14 protein-coding genes are annotated in these 16,358 nt (G+C 62.8%); 10 read left to right on the top strand and 4 right to left on the bottom strand.

Translation table 11 applies throughout. The features are described 5' to 3' along the window. Positions 1-25: 25 nt before the first annotated feature. Both QNI87_RS13685 and QNI87_RS13680 read left to right on the top strand, forming a co-directional pair. Positions 26-1,036, top strand: a complete 1,011-nt coding sequence (locus QNI87_RS13685; protein WP_300597430.1) for a beta-eliminating lyase-related protein — start codon at positions 26-28, stop codon at positions 1,034-1,036. Then, a complete protein-coding gene (locus QNI87_RS13680; protein WP_300597428.1) occupies positions 1,033-1,950 on the top strand; it encodes a DMT family transporter in 918 nt (305 codons plus the stop codon). Before QNI87_RS13685 ends, QNI87_RS13680 begins: the two co-directional genes overlap by 4 nt. On the opposite strand, the gene QNI87_RS13675 is transcribed toward QNI87_RS13680, so the two are convergent. Beyond that, positions 1,936-2,730 carry an SDR family NAD(P)-dependent oxidoreductase gene (locus QNI87_RS13675; protein ID WP_300597426.1) on the bottom strand — a complete coding sequence of 265 codons (795 nt, stop codon included), beginning with the start codon at positions 2,728-2,730 and terminating at the stop codon, positions 1,936-1,938. The two genes, QNI87_RS13680 and QNI87_RS13675, sit on opposite strands and share 15 nt — an antisense overlap. Before the next feature lie 52 nt (positions 2,731-2,782). Between QNI87_RS13675 and pepN the strand changes: the two genes are divergently transcribed. The 8 genes from pepN to QNI87_RS13635 all read left to right on the top strand — a co-directional run bounded on the left by pepN (position 2,783) and on the right by QNI87_RS13635 (position 12,715). Beyond that, on the top strand, positions 2,783-5,449 hold the full coding sequence (pepN, locus tag QNI87_RS13670; RefSeq protein ID WP_300597424.1) for an aminopeptidase N: 2,667 nt from the start codon (positions 2,783-2,785) through the stop codon (positions 5,447-5,449). 3 nt (positions 5,450-5,452) lie between these two features. Then, a complete protein-coding gene (gene pgeF / locus QNI87_RS13665) occupies positions 5,453-6,205 on the top strand; it encodes a peptidoglycan editing factor PgeF (protein ID WP_300597422.1) in 753 nt (250 codons plus the stop codon). A 293-nt stretch (positions 6,206-6,498) separates the two neighbouring features. Continuing rightward, the gene (petA, locus tag QNI87_RS13660; RefSeq protein ID WP_300597420.1) at positions 6,499-7,065 is read left to right on the top strand and encodes a ubiquinol-cytochrome c reductase iron-sulfur subunit; all 567 of its coding nucleotides are present in this window, start codon (positions 6,499-6,501) and stop codon (positions 7,063-7,065) included. Positions 7,066-7,124: 59 nt separating this feature from the next. Next, entirely contained in the window at positions 7,125-8,480 is a 1,356-nt protein-coding gene (locus QNI87_RS13655; protein ID WP_300597418.1) for a cytochrome b/b6, read from the top strand. A gap of 75 nt (positions 8,481-8,555) precedes the next feature. Next, complete coding sequence (locus QNI87_RS13650) at positions 8,556-9,422, top strand: cytochrome c1 (RefSeq protein ID WP_300597416.1); 867 nt, start codon at positions 8,556-8,558, stop codon at positions 9,420-9,422. 141 nt (positions 9,423-9,563) lie between these two features. After that, on the top strand, positions 9,564-10,100 hold the full coding sequence (locus QNI87_RS13645; RefSeq protein WP_300597544.1) for an adenine phosphoribosyltransferase: 537 nt from the start codon (positions 9,564-9,566) through the stop codon (positions 10,098-10,100). A 79-nt stretch (positions 10,101-10,179) separates the two neighbouring features. After that, positions 10,180-12,060, top strand: a complete 1,881-nt coding sequence (locus tag QNI87_RS13640) for a sodium:proton antiporter (protein ID WP_300597414.1) — start codon at positions 10,180-10,182, stop codon at positions 12,058-12,060. A 37-nt stretch (positions 12,061-12,097) separates the two neighbouring features. Further along, a complete protein-coding gene (locus QNI87_RS13635) occupies positions 12,098-12,715 on the top strand; it encodes an OmpA family protein (RefSeq protein ID WP_300597412.1) in 618 nt (205 codons plus the stop codon). On the opposite strand, the gene QNI87_RS13630 is transcribed toward QNI87_RS13635, so the two are convergent. The 3 genes from QNI87_RS13630 to cysD are packed head-to-tail and all read right to left on the bottom strand — an operon-like array spanning position 12,695 to position 16,301. Next, on the bottom strand, positions 12,695-13,447 hold the full coding sequence (locus QNI87_RS13630; protein WP_300597410.1) for a 3'(2'),5'-bisphosphate nucleotidase CysQ: 753 nt from the start codon (positions 13,445-13,447) through the stop codon (positions 12,695-12,697). The two genes, QNI87_RS13635 and QNI87_RS13630, sit on opposite strands and share 21 nt — an antisense overlap. Further along, positions 13,444-15,369: a sulfate adenylyltransferase subunit CysN gene (cysN, locus tag QNI87_RS13625; protein ID WP_300597408.1), complete on the bottom strand. Its 1,926-nt coding sequence runs from the start codon at positions 15,367-15,369 to the stop codon at positions 13,444-13,446. Before cysN ends, QNI87_RS13630 begins: the two co-directional genes overlap by 4 nt. Beyond that, positions 15,369-16,301 (bottom strand): sulfate adenylyltransferase subunit CysD, encoded by a 933-nt coding sequence (gene cysD / locus QNI87_RS13620; RefSeq protein ID WP_300597406.1) that lies wholly within the window; start codon positions 16,299-16,301, stop codon positions 15,369-15,371. The genes cysN and cysD overlap by 1 nt, the downstream gene beginning before the upstream one ends. Between the last annotated feature and the right edge of the window lie 57 nt (positions 16,302-16,358).

The following is a 16,358-nucleotide window of genomic DNA, read 5'->3' as shown; positions in this document are numbered from 1 at the left end:
CGGCGCGGTTAGAGGCGTTCGCACGATGACCAAGTTTCTCTCCGACAACGCCGCCGCCGTTCATCCGGCCGTTTGGCACGCCATGCGCGCGGCGGACCAGGCCGACAACCCCTATGATGGCGACGCGCTTTCGGCCGAGCTCGACGCACGCTTCACCGACCTGTTCGGGCGCGAATGCGCCGCGCTTTGGGTCGCCACCGGAACGGCGGCCAACTGCCTCGCGCTCGCCACGATGTGCGCGCCGCACGGCGCCGTGGTTTGCCATGAGGAAGCGCATATCGAGGTCGATGAGGGCGGCGCGCCCGGCTTCTACCTTCACGGCGCCAAGCTGATCCACGCGCAGGGCGAAGGCGCAAAGCTGACGCCGAGGGATGTCGCGGCGGTCATCGATCCAATCCGCGACGACGTGCATCAGGTTCAGCCGCACGCGCTAGCGATCACGCAAGCAAGCGAATACGGGCGCACCTACTCGCCCGCTGAACTGGAAACGCTTGCGCAGTTCGCCAGGGAGCGCAGTCTGGGGCTCCACATGGATGGCGCGCGCTTCGCCAACTCGGCGGCGTTGCTGGGCGGAAGCGCTAGGGAAGCGGCGCGGGCCGCTTGCGGGACAGTGGACAGTCTCGCGTTCGGCTTCATCAAGAACGGCGGCATGAACGCCGAGGCCGTAATCCTGTTCGATCCCGAAGTCGCCGATCAGGTGCGTTACCGCCGCAAGCGCGCCGGGCACCTTCAATGCAAGGGACGATACCTCGCGGCGCAAATCCTTGGCATGCTGGACGGCGATGTGTGGCTGGCCAACGCGGCCCACGCCAACGCAGCGGCGCAGGAGATTGCGCACGGATGCGGCGAGCGGCTGATGCATCCGGTGGAGGCAAACGAGCTGTTTGTGAGGCTGACCGCGACCGAGCGCGAGGCTCTGCGAGCGCAGGGCTTTGAATTCTACGACTGGGGCGAAGACGCGGCTCGCTTTGTGGCGGCCTGGGACACCCGGCAAGACGACGCCACGGCGCTCGGCAAGGCCATCGCCGCGCTATGAGCGAGGCGACCGGCGGGATGCTGCGCGCCCGCGTCATCCTCCCCTTTCTGCTGACGGGCACGATCTGGGGCTCTACCTGGCTGGTGATCACCGGCCAGATCGGCGATGTGCCTGCCGCGTGGTCGGTGTTCTACCGTTTTGCGCTGGCGACCCCGGCGCTGTTCCTGGTGGCCGCGATCATGAAGCGCCGGCTGAAGCTGACCGCACGAGAGCACCGATTGGCAATCCTCGTAGGGCTGCTGCAATTCAGCGGCAACTTTCTGTTCGTCTACCATGCCGAGCTTTACGTGACCTCGGGCATCGTTGCGATGATGTTCGGTCTGCTTATGGTCCCCAACGCGCTTCTGGCGAGGATCTTCCTCGGCGAGCGAGCGCATGGTGGCTTTGTACTCGGTAGCGCCATTGCGATCGTCGGTGTCTCGTTTCTTCTGTTTCACGAATGGCGCGCGAACCCTGAGGCGGGTGTGATAGGCGGCAATGTGGGTCTCGGGATCGTCCTGGCCATGCTCGGCATTCTTGCCGCGTCGATCGCCAATGTTGTGCAGGCCAACCCGACGGGCCGCGCGGTACCGATGGTCAGCCTGCTGGCCTGGGCGATGGTGTATGGCACAGTTTTCGATCTGGGCTTTGCAGCGCTGACAGCGGGACCGCCGCCCTTCCCCACGGCCTGGGAATACTGGGCGGGCATTGTCTATCTGGCCCTGATCGGATCGGTGGTGACGTTCCCGTTGCACTATAATCTGGTGCGCGAAATCGGCGCCGGGCGCACCGCGTACAATTCGATCCTGACAATCTCTGTGGCGATGTCCTTGTCGACCCTGTTCGAAGACTATCGCTGGACGTGGCTGACCGCGAGCGGGATGGGACTGGCCGTGCTCGGAATGGTTCTGGCCTTGCGTTCAAAGCAGAGCTGAAAGCCCCTCGAAATAGGTCGGATAGGCTGGCCGCCACCCCAGTACCCGCTTTGCCTTGCCATTGGCGACACGTCGATTCTCCGCGTAGAATCCGCGCGCCATCTGAGAAAGCTGCGCCTCTTCGAGGGATTCGAGCGGGGGCGGCTCCACGCCAAGCAGCTGGCAGGCGTGTTCGGTAACCGCGTTGCCGCTCGCGGGGAGGTCATCGCCCAGATTATAGGCTCCTGCCGCCGCGTCCTGCACCAGCGCTGCGACCACGCCGCTGACTATGTCGTCCACATGAACGCGTGAGAAGACCTGTCCCGGCAGATCGATCCGCCGCGCGCGTCCGTCCCTCACCCGGTCGAGCGCGCTGCGGCCTGGCCCGTAAATGCCCGGAAGGCGAAACACGCGCGCGCCCATCGCCAGCCACGCCGCGTCGGCCTCCGCCCGCGCGTTGCGGCGGCCCGTCCCGGTTTCGGCCACCGTCGGGGTAGTCTCATCGACCCATGCGCCGCCCGCGTCGCCGTAAACGCCGGTCGAGGAAAGATAGAACAGCGCTCGTTCCGCCAGCGACTCGCCATAGGCGTCCATCACCGGGTCATTGCCCGAAGCGCGGTCGGGCGGGACGCTGGAGAGTATGTGACTGGTCTTGCCGAGCGCCTCGTGCACAGCCTCCTCATCGGCGAAATCGACATCGCCAGCGCTTCCCGTCGCAGCCGTCTGCCACCCGCGCTCTTCCATCGCGGAGGCGATGCGCTTGGCGGTGTATCCAAGGCCAAAGACGAACAAATGCGCCATGGCCCTGACCTAATCCTTGGACGCCGCGACAAATCAACCTAAATCGTAGGGTATGGATATCGCGACGACCCCCCAGGACCCCGAAGGCAACCCCGAACTGGCGGATGCCGCCAAGACACCGGCGGATCCCCCCGTCATTCGCAGGGAGGATTATCGGCCATTTCCCTGGCTTGTGCCCGAAATCCGGCTGCGCTTCGATCTTGGGCTGGAGGCGACCCGCGTCGTCTCCAAGCTCACGGTCGTCCGCAACGCGAAGGCCGATATGTCCGACACCATCCGTCTGGAAGGCGACGAGCTTGAGCTGCTTTCGGTGAAAGTCGATGGCGAACCGGTGACCAACTGGTCGATGGACGCAAACGATCTGATCGTGCCGCTTTCCGCCGAGGCGCACGAGCTCGAAATCGCGACCGAAATTGCGCCCAGAGAGAATACCAAGCTGATGGGCCTTTACGCCTCGAACGGCATGCTGTGCACGCAATGCGAGGCCGAAGGCTTTCGCCGCATCACGTTCTTCCCCGACCGACCCGATGTGCTTTCGACCTATTCGGTGCGCATGGAGGGCCCGAAGGACCAGTTCCCGATCCTGCTGTGCAACGGCAACATGACCGCGAGCGGAGATCTGGAAGCCGGGCGCCATTTCGCCGAGTGGCACGACCCATGGCCAAAGCCTTCCTATCTGTTTGCGCTGGTTGCCGGCGATCTGGTTGCCAACAGCGCGCCGTTCACCACGCGCTCGGGCCGTGAGGTGGAGTGCAACATCTGGGTTCGCCCCGAAGACCTTGAGCGCACCGATCACGCGCTCAAATCGCTCCGTCGTTCGATGAAATGGGACGAAGAAACCTTCGGACGCGAATACGACCTCGATCTCTACAACATCGTCGCCGTCTCCGACTTCAACATGGGCGCGATGGAGAACAAGGGCCTCAATGTCTTCAACACCAAATATGTGCTCGCCGATCCGGACACTGCGACCGACGCCGACTTCGATGCGGTCGAAGGCGTGATCGCGCATGAATACTTTCACAACTGGTCGGGCAACCGCGTCACTTGCCGTGACTGGTTCCAGCTGAGCTTGAAAGAAGGCTTTACGGTGCTGCGCGACCAGCTGTTCAGTCAGGATATGCGAGGCCAGGCGGTCAAGCGGATCGAGGATGTGCGCATCCTGCGCGCGGCGCAGTTCCCGGAGGACGCCGGGCCGCTGGCGCACCCGATCCGCCCGGACAGCTTCCGCGAAATCAGCAACTTCTACACCGCCACAGTTTACAACAAGGGCGCCGAGGTCATTCGCATGATGCGCTCGATGGCTGGGGTTGATCGCTTTCGTCAGGGGACCGACCTTTATTTTGAGCGCCACGATGGCGAAGCGGCGACCTGCGAGGACTTCATCAAAGCTATCGAGGAGGGCGCAGGGCTCGACCTTGAACAGTTTCGCCTGTGGTACAGTCAGGCGGGCACGCCGCGCGTCTCGGTGGAGCAGGTGGTAGACGGCGACACGCTGGTGCTGAACTTGCGCCAGAGTGTGCCCGCAACCCCCGGACAGCCCGAAAAAGCGCCCATGGCTATCCCGCTGCGCGTGGCGGTGCACTCTCGCGCCACAGGAGCGCTGGGTGAGGAGCAGCTGATCGTGCTCGACGAGGCTGAAGGCGCGTTCAAGCTGCCTGTTGCGGGCGAAGACCCGGTGGTTTCGATCAATCGCGGCTTTACCGCTCCTGTGGTCATTGAACGCAACCTTACCGGGGAAGACCTCGGCTTTCTGGCGGCAAGCGATGATGATCCCTTTGCCCGTTATGAAGCGATGCAGGAATTGAGCGTCAAACACCTGGTCGCGGCGGCGAGCGGGGAGCTTGATCAAGCGGAGCGGGCCGCGGGCAAGTCTGCGATCGGCGACGCCATGCGCGCGATCCTCATCGACGAGGCGCTCGACGACAACATGCGCGGCGAGCTGATGAGCTTGCCCAGCGAAACCTATCTGTTCGAAGCCATGGCGACGCGGGACCGCAAGGCGGACCCCGGCGCGATCCATCGCGAGCGCGAGCAGCTTAAGGCGGCGATGGCGTCGACCCTGAAACGTGAACTGGAAAGCGTCTATGCGCGGTGCGACGCCGTGCCCTTCGATGACCCGGCAGGCGTCGGCGCGCGCAAGGTGGCGACGCAGATCCTCGCGCTTCTTGCCGCAGGGGAGCCTGAACTTGCTGCGTCGATAGCCGCGCGCCAGTTCGACGCGGCGAACAACATGACCGATCGACAAGGCGCGCTGATGGTGCTGTGCAGCCTCAAGACGCCGGAGCGCGACGAGCGGCTCAAGGTGTTTTACGAGCGCTACAGGGACAACGCTCTAGTGGTCGACAAGTGGTTCACGCTTCAGGCGCTGTCGTTCCATCCCGATGTGCTGGAGCAGGTGAAGACGCTCGCAGAGCATCCCGATTTCACCCTGCATAACCCGAACCGCGTGCGTTCGCTCTACATGGCTTTTGCGGGCAACCCGCAGGCCTTTCACGCCGCAGACGGATCGGGCTATCGCCTGATCGCCGATGTCATCATTGCGCTTGACCCGATCAACCCGCAGACGGCCGCACGCTTTGTCTCGCCACTGGGTCGCTGGCGCCGGATCGAGCCCGGTCGTGCGGCGCAGATGAAAGCGCAGCTGGAACGCCTGGCGGCGATCGACGGTCTTTCGCGCGACACCTTCGAGCAAGTGACGCGCAGCCTTGAGGGCTAAGCCTTGACGGCGGACCTTGCCATTGAGCGTTCGCCGGCGCTGGAAGGGATCGCGCACGGTTTCTTTGGGTCTGCTGGCGGTGCCCATCAATTCGGGTTCGGAGGACCGGGCGCGGCGCGCGATGTCGCCGCCCTCAGAGCGACCGCCGCGCACGCGCTGTCGGCTAAAGCGCGGGTCATCGCTCCGCACCAGGTCCATTCGCCCGATGTCATTTCGGTGAGCGGATCGTGGGAGGACGCGCCCGAAGGACGCCCGGTGGCCGACGCCGTGGTGACCGCGACGCCGGGCCTCGCGCTCGGAATTGTCACCGCCGATTGCGCGCCAGTGCTCTTCGCGGACCGCGAGGCGGGCGTGATCGGCGCCGCGCACGCCGGTTGGCGCGGCGCGCAGGGCGGTGTCCTTGAAAACACGGTGCGCGCCATGGAAGAGCTGGGCGCTGAGCGCCGCCGAATCGCCGCGGCCATCGGTCCGACAATCGCCCAGCCGAGTTATGAGGTGGATGCGCCTTTTCGCGATCATTTCGGCGCCGATGATGACCAGCACTTCGCTCAGGCTCCCGAGCGCGACGGCAAGCCGCGCTGGCGCTTTGATCTGCCCGGCTATGTCGCCGCTCGGATCGCGTTGTGCGAGGTTCAGAAAATTCATGATCTTGGCCGGGATACTTTTCCACACCCCGAGCGTTACCATTCGTATCGCAGAGCATCGTCCGCTGGCGAGCCAAGTTACGGGCGGCAGATTTCGCTTATTGTCCTTTGATCTGACCGCTTTTTTCGAGCTTGCATCAAAGCGAATTTGCGATGCTCAAAACACGGTTGGATTCGAGGTTTTTTCTGGTAATTGACGCGCCGATGTTGGGATCTGAGGCGAATAACGCCCAAAGCTACAAGGCGGACGAAGCGCTTGTTGAGAAAAGAGTACCGGCGAGCGCTTTGAAGAGACCAGCTAGGGATTTTTCATAGGACGGCCACACCCTCAAAGCAGGGAATAGCGGCCATGACAGGTTCTTCGCCTGACATGGCCGGGCCGCAAGAAGAGCAGGGTAAACGCATATGGCTTCCACCGGAGCTGACATGACCACCACCGATGCGGCACCTGAAGAGGGTGTTCGCCGCCGCGACTGGATTCACATCGCCGCGATCAGCACCGCCGCTGTGGGTGGCGGCGCCGCAATTATTCCGCTCGCCAGCCAGATGGGCCCGTCGGCTGACGTGCTCGCGGCCAGCACCACCCGCGTCGATATTGCGGATCTCGGTGAGGGGCAAACGCTCAAGGCCGTCTTCCGCGGCCAGCCTTTGTTCGTGAAGCGCATGACGGCCGAAGAGATCGCCGCTGCGAAGGCGGATGATGGCGCGAGCATGCCGGATCCGCAGACGCTCGCCGAGCGCACGAACCCGGCAAACGAGTCCATCCTGATCACCCTGGGCGTGTGCACCCACCTCGGATGCGTCCCTCTTGGCGCTGGCCAGGGCGAAAGCAAGGGCGACTTCGATGGGTATTTCTGTCCGTGCCACGGGTCGCACTACGACGTGGCGGGCCGCATTCGCAAAGGCCCGGCGCCCAAGAACCTTGTCGTCCCTGAGTTCACGATCGACGGTGACATCATCCAAGTCGGCTGATGGCGCGTATCTTCGCCGTCAACCGCATGAATTGTAACGAGCAAAGCTGAGAGACAACCATGAGTTTCGCCTGGGCAAAGCAATACGAGCCAAAGTCGGATTTCACCAAGTGGATCGACGAGAAACTGCCGCTTCCGCGGATGGTGTATAACGCGGTTGGCGCTGGCTATCCGGTGCCGCGCAACTTGAACTACATGTGGAATTTCGGAGTGCTCGCCGGGTTTTTCCTCATGGTCCAGATCGTAACCGGCGTTGTCCTGGCGATGCATTACGCGGCGGACACATCTGTGGCCTTCGGCTCGGTCGAGCATATCATGCGCAACGTCAATTACGGTTGGATGCTGCGCTACGCGCACGCCAACGGCGCAAGCTTCTTCTTCATCGTGATCTACGCGCATATCTTCCGCGGCCTGTTCTATTCGTCCTACAAGGCCCCGCGCGAGATGATCTGGCTTCTCGGGGTCGTTATCTTTCTGTTGATGATGGCTACGGCGTTCATGGGCTACGTGCTTCCCTGGGGTCAGATGAGCTTTTGGGGCGCGAAGGTTATCACCGGCCTCTTCGGCGCGATCCCGGTCATTGGTGAGCCGCTGCAAGTATGGCTCGTGGGTGGTTACGCGCCCAACGCGGCCACGCTGAACCGGTTTTTCTCGCTCCACTTCCTGCTCCCCTTCGTGATTGCGGGCGTGGTTATCCTGCACATCTGGGCGCTTCACATTCCCGGTTCGTCGAACCCGACGGGCGTCGAAGTGAAGAAGGAAAGCGACACGGTTCCTTTCCACCCCTATTACACTGCGAAGGACGGCTGGTTCTTGGGCCTCGTGCTGATCATTTTCTCGGCCTTCGTATTCTTTGCGCCCAATGTTCTGGGGCATCCGGACAACTACATCGAAGCCAACCCGCTTTCGACTCCGGCCAACATCGTTCCGGAATGGTACTTCCTGCCGTTCTACGCGATCCTGCGCGCCTTCACCGGCGACCTGACGATCCCGTTCACCGGCATTGTCCTGATCGAGGCGAAGTTCCTCGGGGTAATCGCGATGTTCGGTTCGATCCTTGTCTGGTTCTTCCTGCCCTGGCTCGACAAGAGCCCGGTTCGTTCGGGGAGCTATCGTCCGCTGTTCCAGAAGTTCTTCTGGGTGCTGGTGCTGACGATGATCGTGCTGACCATTTGCGGCGGCGCTCCCGCCGAGCAGCCCTACGTTCTTATCAGCCAGATCGCGACGGCGTACTACTTCCTGCACTTCCTGGTGATCCTGCCGATCATCAGTCAGATCGAAGTGCCCAAGCCGCTGCCGTTCTCGATCACCGAGGCGGTGCTTGGAAAGACGGAAGAAGCGCCCAAGGCGACCACTCCGGCGACAGACAAGCCCGGCGACGACTTGCCCGGCGGGTCGCTTCAGCCGGCGGAATAAACCTACGCGCGCCGGGGTGGCTTAGGTCGCCCCGGCTGCGCCTCTCACATCTCGAAAGCGAGAAAGAGCAAACCCATGACTATTCGCCTCGGTGGCATCATTTTCGGCCTCGTCCTCGTCGGCGTTCTGCTGGCCTGGTCCTTCATCCCAGACACGGTGAAGTACTCCGCACCGACAAAGTCGCCCTATTACGCCTTCCACGAAGAGAAGCTTAAACCGGCTGGTGGCTTCTCGTTCGATGGCCTTGGCGGCAAGTGGGATTACCAGCAGCTTCAGCGCGGCTATCAGGTCTACAAGGAAGTGTGCTCGGCCTGTCACGGCATGAAATACGTCGCCTTCCGCAACCTCGAACAGCTTGGCTATACCGAGGCCGAAGTTCGCGCCGAAGCGGCCAGCTGGTCCGTTCCCGGCCTCGATCCGGTCACCGGCGAATCGACAATGCGCCCGGCAGAGCCGACCGACTACTTCCCCTCCCCCTACCCCAACGAAATCGCGGCGCGCGCGGCCAATAACAATGCGCTTCCCCCCGATCTTTCGCTCATCACCAAGGCGCGTCCGGACGGCGCCAATTACGTCTACTCGCTGATGCAAGGCTATGTTGAGCCGACCGAGGAGGACCTCGCCAAGGCCAAGGAACTGGCCGGCGGCGTGGAGTGGGAAACTCCGGTTGGTCTCTACTTTAACGAGCACTTCTACAACGCCAACATCGCGATGCCGCCGCAGCTTTACCCCGATCTCATCACCTACGCCGATGGGACCGAAGCAACGGTCGAGCAGATGGCGCAGGACGTCTCGGCGTTCCTCACCTGGACCGCGGAGCCGTCCCTGGTGGCGCGCAAGCAGACCGGATGGTTCGTGATCGGCTTTCTGCTGTTCGCAACGGGCCTTGCCTTCCTGTCGTACAAGCAGATCTGGGCGGAGAAGAAAAAGAAGAAGGCTTGAAGCCCTCTTCCTTCCCGTGAAGATACATAAGAGCGCCCCATCGTCCTTGGGTGGATGGTGGGGCGCTTTTGTCCGTCTGGCCGAGTGTGAACGCCCTTTCGCGCAGCCAAACTTATTGCAGGAGCGATTATGAGCGCCGATCTGAGCGTTGACGATCTCAAGGCGCTGGTACGCACTGTTCCCGACTTCCCGCATCGCGGGATCCAGTTTCGCGACATCACCACACTTCTAAGCCACCCTCAGGGCTTTGCGGCGAGTGTCCGGCATCTCGCGCGGTTCGCCAGCGAGGCGGGGGCTCAGAAGATCGCCGGCATGGAGGCGCGCGGCTTCATCTTCGGCGCGGCGGTGGCGGTGGAATTGGGCATTGGGTTCTTGCCGGTGCGCAAACCCGGCAAGCTGCCGGTCGAGATCATCGGTATCGACTACGATCTGGAATACGGCCAGGATCGCCTTGAGATCGATCCCGGCGCGGTAAACCCGGGGGAGACCATCGTCATCGTCGATGATCTGATCGCCACGGGCGGCACCGCGCGCGCCACGGCCCAATTGCTTCGTAAGGCCGGCGCAGAGGTCGGCCACGCTGTGTTCGTGATCGACCTCCCTGATCTTGGCGGCGCGGACACGTTGCGCGCCGCCGACGTCGCGGTTCACGCGCTGATGCATTTCGACGGTGAGTAGGCTGGTGGTCGGCGCGCTTGTTTCTTCTCCGAGTTCCGGCTGGCCAATAAGTGGAGCCACGCGCTAGAACGCGCGCGTCATGGAAGCGCAATCGCTCATGCTCGCCGCGATCGGCGTCCTTGGTGTCGGGGCGCAGTGGGTCGCCTGGCGCACCGGCTGGCCCGCCATCGTCCTGATGCTCGCTGCGGGCTTCCTTGCTGGACCGGTTGCGGGTGAACTGGGCTACCGATTGATTGATCCGGAAGCGGCGTTTGGCGATCTGCTGGAACCCGCGATCAACATAGGCGTCGCCCTGATCCTGTTCGAAGGCGGGCTGAGCCTCGATCTTCGCGAGCTGCGCCACTCGGGAAACGCGGTTTACCGTCTAGCGACTGTGGGAGTGCTGGTCGGTTGGGCGCTGGGCGCTGTGGCTGCGAGCCAGATTGCCGGGCTCGCATGGCCGGTGGCCATCCTGTTTGGCGGCATTCTGATCGTCACAGGGCCAACGGTCGTCGTCCCACTGCTGCGCCAGGCGACGGTTCAGACCCGGCCCAACGCGATCCTGAAATGGGAGGGTATCGTCAACGATCCCATCGGCGCATTGTGCGCGGTGATCGCGTATGAGTACTTCCGCTTTCTGCGCGAAGCCCCCGAGGCGAGCTTAGTCGATGTTGTTCCGCCGCTCATTATCGCGGCGATCATTGCTGGCCTGATCGGTTTCGCCGCGGCGCGGTTGATCGCCTATCTCTTTCCGCGCGGCGCGATCCCGGAATACCTCAAGGTGCCCGTGCTGTTCACCGTCGTAATCGGCGTGTTCGTACTCGCAAACCTGATCGAGCACGAACTTGGCCTTGTCGCGGTGACGGTGATGGGTGTTACGCTTGCGAATAGCGGTTTCACCAGCCTGAGATCGATCCACCCGTTCAAGGAGAACGTGGCGATTCTCGCGGTATCGGGCATCTTCATATTGCTGGCGTCGAGTTTGACGGTGAACGATCTCGCTTATCTGAACCCGATGGAAGTGGTTGGCCGTCGCTTCTGGCTGTTCGTTCTCGCTCTGCTGTTTCTGGTGCGCCCGCTCACCGTCCTCATCAGTCTGCTGGGATCGCCGGTCCCTTGGAACGAGCGGCTCTTCATCGCCTGGATCGCGCCGCGCGGCATTGTGTTGGTGGCCGTGTCCGGTCTGTTCGCGCTGCGCCTGTCGGAGCTCGGCTATAACGATGGGCAGGTGCTCACCGCGCTGAGCTTCGCGGTCGTGGTCGCGACCGTTATCGCGCACGGCTTCACGATTGATCTGGTGGCCAAGTGGCTCAAGGTCAAAGGGACGACGCGGCCCGGCATTCTGATCGTCGGATCAACGCCTTGGTCGATCGCGCTGGCCAAGGAGATGCAGGCGCTTAAGGCTCCGATCATGATCGTCGATCCAAGCTGGCAGAGCCTTGGCGCCGCCCGGCGCGAGGGGCTGCCGTTCTATCACGGCGAAATCCTGAACGAGGCGACCGAGCACAATCTCGATCTCTCACCCTATCAGCACCTCATCGCGGCGACCCAGAACGAGGCTTACAACACGCTGGTGTGCAACGAGTTCGCGCATGAGATAGGGCGCGATTCGGTGTATCAATTGGGCGAGAACGAGCAGGGTGATGACAAGAACGCCCTGCCCGAGGCTCTGCGCGGGCGCGCTTTGTTCGAAAGCGGTTTCGGTGTGGATGAGGTGGCCGAGCGTCAGGCGCAAGGCTGGGTGTTCCGCAAGACCAAGCTGTCGGACGAATTCGACTTCGAGCAGGCGCAGGAAAAACTTCCCGACAGCGCGAATATGCTCCTTCTGGTGCGCAAATCGGGTGTGTTGCGCTTTTTTACCCACGCTGCCCGGCCCGAGCCCAAGGCAGGCGACACGATCCTGTCCTTTTCGCCGCCGCAGATTAAACGGCAGAACGCCGAGGGCACGCCGTTACCGTCACCAAAACCGCAAACCGCGTGAAGATGCGCATTCAACGAGACTTCGCTAACGAGGCCCCATGCTGATCCACACAATGCCCCAACGCCTTAAGCTAACTCCAGTGTCGCTCGCTGCGCTGCTCTGTCTCAGCCTGACCGCATGCGCCCCCGAAAGCCCGCGCACTCCTGCACCCGACGCTTCCGAGAGCGTGTCGATCCTGCGCCCGGAGATTGAGCCGCCGGAGCCAGAGGCGACCGAGCCGGCGCTTGAGGCGTACACAGCTATAATCGGATTTCCCGATGGCGGGAGCGCGCTCGACGCCGATGCGGTCGCCATTCTCGAAGAGGCTCTGCAATCGCCGCAGATCGCCCTGGATGGGCCGATAACGCTCGGCGCGCACAGCGATTCGGCCGGCACCGACGCCGCCAATCTCGACGCGACCGAAGAACGTGGCCTTGCAGTCGCGGGATGGCTTATCGACAACGGGATCGAGGTGGACCGCATCACCGTTATCGCCTTCGGTGAGCAAAATCCTATTGCGCCCAACGCGCTGCCCGATGGCTCGCCCAACGAAGCTGGAAGGGCCGCCAATCGGCGCGTCGAGATCGAAATTCCGGTGCCGATCCTGACGGTCAGCGCTGCCGAAGACGCCGAAAACGCCGCAGACCCGGAGGCCTCAGTCGAGGCTCGCGACTAGCTCGAGCGTCTCCTCGGCCAGTTCGGGCCGGCAGATCAGCAGGTCGGGAAGGTAGGTGTCCTTATTGTTGTAGCGGATCGGCGAGCCGTCGATGCGCGAACAGTGCAGACCATGGGCCTGCGCAACCGCAACTGGCGCGCAGCTGTCCCACTCGTACTGCCCGCCCGAGTGGAGGTAGATCTCCGCTTCGCCGCGCACGACTGCCATCGCCTTCGCGCCCGCGCTGCCCATGCCGACAAGCTCCCCGCCCAAGGCTTCGCACACCGCGACCGCTTCCCTGGCCGGGCGGGTGCGACTGACGAGGAAGCGCGGCTTCGGGTTCGCATCGGGTAGCGGTGCGGTTTGATCGGTGCGCAGGACGGTGCCGCCATCGAGGCCTGGAAGAGCCACCGCGCCCGTCGTCGCAACGCCGTCCACCGCGAGACCGACATGCACCGCCCAGTCGCTGCGCTGCTCGCCGTATTCACGCGTTCCATCGACCGGATCGACGATCCACACCCGGCTGAGCGCGCAGCGCGCGGTGTTGTCCTTTTCCTCCTCCGACAGCAGTCCGTCTTCGGGTCGTGCGGCGCGGATGGCGTGACAGAGGAATTCGTTCGCTGTTGCATCGCCCGCTTTGCCCAGCGCCTTGCCTTCGAACACGCCGCTTTCGCGCACGCTCACCAGGAGACGTCCGGCGATCTGGGCCAGATGCGCGGCAAGCTCGGCGTCGGTCATCCGATTCACGCTCATTTCAGCGGCATTATCTGGCTGATGATGTAATCCGCCGCCTCTGCTGGGGTCATCGACACCGTGTTGACGGTGATCTCGGCGTTTTCGGGCGGCTCATACGGGCTATCGATCCCGGTGAAGTTCTTGATCTCGCCCGCGCGCGCCTTCTTGTAGAGGCCCTTCACATCGCGCGCTTCGGCGACGTCGAGCGGGGTGTCGACGAAGACTTCGATGAACTCGCCCTCGCTCATCACCTCGCGCACCATCCGCCGCTCGGCGCGGAATGGGCTGATGAAAGCGGTAAGTACGATAAGCCCGGCGTCGGTCATGAGCTTGGCGACCTCCCCGATACGGCGGATGTTCTCGATCCGGTCGGTCTCGGTGAAACCCAGATCCTTGTTGAGGCCCTGGCGCACATTGTCGCCGTCGAGCAGGAACGTGTGGCGATTCATCAGCGCCAGTTTCTTCTCGACCTCATTGGCGATGGTCGACTTGCCCGAGCCAGAAAGCCCCGTAAACCAAAGAACGCGCGGCGTCTGGTTCTTGAGGCTTGCGTGGTCTTCGCGGGTGATTGTGGTCGCCTGCCAATGCACGTTCTTTGCGCGGCGCAGGCTGAAATCGATCATCCCGGCGCCCACGGTCGCGTTGGTGAACTTGTCGATCAGGATGAACCCGCCGAGCTGTCGACTGGTCGAATAGGGTTCGAACGTGATCGGCTTGTCGGTCGAAAACTCGGCGACGCCGATTGCGTTCAACTCGAGCGTCTTGGCCGCGAGATGATCGAGACTGTTCACGTCGATCTCGTATTTCGGCGTTTGCACGCAGGCCGTGACCATCTGGCTGCCGAGCTTGAGCCAGTAGCCGCGGCCCGGTTTCAGCGCGGTCTCGTCCATCCATACGAAGGTGGCCTGAAACTGGTCCGAGGCCTCGGGTGGATCATCGGCCGCAGCGATCACGTCGCCCCGGCTGCAATCAACCTCGTCCTCAAGGGTAAGGGTGACCGACTGGCCCGCGACGGCTTCATCAAGATCGCCGTCGAATGTTGAAATGCTCTTCACCGCGCTGGTCTTTCCTGCGGGTACGATGCGCACCTTGTCGCCCGGTTTGATCGAGCCATCAGTAATCAGCCCTGCAAAGCCGCGAAAATCGAGGTTGGGTCGGTTCACCCACTGCACGGGCATGCGAAAGCTGCGTTCCTGCGCGGCGGTGTTGGCCAGCTCCACTGTTTCAAGGTGCTCGATCAGAGCAGGCCCCGCATACCACGGCGTGTTCTCGCTCGGTGCCGCCGTGATGTTGTCGCCTTTGAAGCCGGAAATCGGGATCGCGGTGAAGTCCTCGATGCCCACATCCCTTGCGAAGGCGCGGTAATCGGCGACGATATGCTCGAAAGTGGACTGGTCGTAATCGACAAGGTCCATCTTGTTCACCGCCAGCACGGTGTGCTGGATGCCGAGCAGATGCGTGATGTAGGAGTGGCGGCGGGTCTGCGGCAACACACCCTTGCGCGCGTCGACCAGAATGATCGCAAGATCGGCGGTGGAGGCGCCGGTCACCATGTTGCGAGTGTATTGCTCGTGGCCCGGCGTGTCGGCGACGATGAATTTGCGCTTCTCGGTGGTGAAGAACCGATAGGCGACGTCGATCGTGATGCCCTGTTCGCGCTCGGCGGCCAAACCGTCGACCAGCAGCGCGAAGTCGATCTCTTCGCCTTGGGTTCCGTGCTTGGCGCTGTCGCTTTCGAGCGCGGCCAGCTGGTCCTCGAAGATCATCTTCGAATCGTAAAGCAGCCGCCCGATCAGGGTCGACTTGCCATCATCGACGCTGCCGCAGGTGATGAAGCGCAGCAGGCCCTTGTGCTGGTGCTGTTCGAGATAGGCGTCGATGTCTTCGGCGATCAGCGCGTCGGTCTGGAAAGAGGAGGGCTTGGGATCCTGAAGGTTCATCAGAAGTAGCCCTCCTGCTTCTTGTCTTCCATCGACGCGGACTGCCCCTTGTCGATGGCGCGACCCTGTCGCTCGGAACCGGTGGCGAGCAGCATCTCCTGGATGATGTCGTTCATGTCGGTGGCCTCGCTCTCGGTCGCGCCGGTAAGCGGGTAGCAGCCGAGCGTGCGAAATCGTACCGAGCGTTCCACGATCTCGTCGCCGTCCTCGAGACGGAACCGGTCATCGTCCACCACCAGGATCAGCCCGTCGCGCGTGACCGTGGGGCGCCTTGATGACAGATACAGCGGCACGATATCGATGTTCTCAAGCGCGATATATTGCCAGATATCGAGCTCGGTCCAGTTCGAGATCGGGAAGACGCGGATGCTCTCGCCCTTGTTCTTCTTGGCGTTGTAGAGGTTCCAGAGCTCGGGTCGCTGGTTCTTCGGTTCCCAGCGATGCGCGGCGGTGCGGAAGCTGAAAACACGTTCCTTGGCACGCGCCTTTTCCTCATCGCGTCGGCCGCCGCCAAAGGCCGCGTCAAAGCCGTGCTCGGTCAGCGCGCGCTTCAAGGGATCGGTCAGCTGGGCCTGCGAATAGAGCGCGCTGCCGGTGTCGAACGGGTTGATGCCCTGCTCCTCGGCGTCGTCGTTCTGCGCGATGATCAGCTCCAGCCCGTACTCCTTCACCGTCTTGTCGCGGTGGTCGAGCAGGGCCTGAAAATCCCACCCGCTCGCCACGTGCAGCATCGGGAAGGGCGGCGGCGCGGGGTAGAAGGCCTTGCGCGCGAGATGCAGCATCACCGAGCTGTCCTTGCCCACCGAATAGAGCATGACCGGGCTCTCGGTCTCGGCGACGACCTCGCGGAAAATATGGATGCTTTCGGCTTCGAGCCGTTCTAGATGGGTCAAACTGCGCATGGCCGGGCTGCTAGAGGTTACGGGGCGCAAAGCAAATGTAGTTTTGCTATTGCCCCATCAACCGCAATATCGCCGCTGGCCCGGAAT

This window comes from Erythrobacter sp., assembly GCF_030066995.1.
GTDB lineage: Bacteria > Pseudomonadota > Alphaproteobacteria > Sphingomonadales > Sphingomonadaceae > Erythrobacter.
Note: the sequence above shows the minus strand (reverse complement) of the source record. Positions and strands in the feature narration are given on the sequence as shown.

Excerpts from the sequence above, each read along its gene's own strand:
- QNI87_RS13675 (WP_300597426.1), bottom strand. The coding sequence starts at position 2,730 with ATGGCGCATTTGTTCGTCTTTGGCCTTGGATACACCGCCAAGCGCATC.
- pepN (WP_300597424.1), top strand. The coding sequence starts at position 2,783 with ATGGATATCGCGACGACCCCCCAGGACCCCGAAGGCAACCCCGAACTG.
- QNI87_RS13640 (WP_300597414.1), top strand. The coding sequence starts at position 10,180 with ATGGAAGCGCAATCGCTCATGCTCGCCGCGATCGGCGTCCTTGGTGTC.
- QNI87_RS13635 (WP_300597412.1), top strand. The coding sequence starts at position 12,098 with ATGCTGATCCACACAATGCCCCAACGCCTTAAGCTAACTCCAGTGTCG.
- QNI87_RS13685 (WP_300597430.1), top strand. The coding sequence starts at position 26 with ATGACCAAGTTTCTCTCCGACAACGCCGCCGCCGTTCATCCGGCCGTT.
- cysN (WP_300597408.1), bottom strand. The coding sequence starts at position 15,369 with ATGAACCTTCAGGATCCCAAGCCCTCCTCTTTCCAGACCGACGCGCTG.
- QNI87_RS13680 (WP_300597428.1), top strand. The coding sequence starts at position 1,033 with ATGAGCGAGGCGACCGGCGGGATGCTGCGCGCCCGCGTCATCCTCCCC.
- QNI87_RS13630 (WP_300597410.1), bottom strand. The coding sequence starts at position 13,447 with ATGAGCGTGAATCGGATGACCGACGCCGAGCTTGCCGCGCATCTGGCC.
- petA (WP_300597420.1), top strand. The coding sequence starts at position 6,499 with ATGGCTTCCACCGGAGCTGACATGACCACCACCGATGCGGCACCTGAA.
- QNI87_RS13655 (WP_300597418.1), top strand. The coding sequence starts at position 7,125 with ATGAGTTTCGCCTGGGCAAAGCAATACGAGCCAAAGTCGGATTTCACC.
- QNI87_RS13650 (WP_300597416.1), top strand. The coding sequence starts at position 8,556 with ATGACTATTCGCCTCGGTGGCATCATTTTCGGCCTCGTCCTCGTCGGC.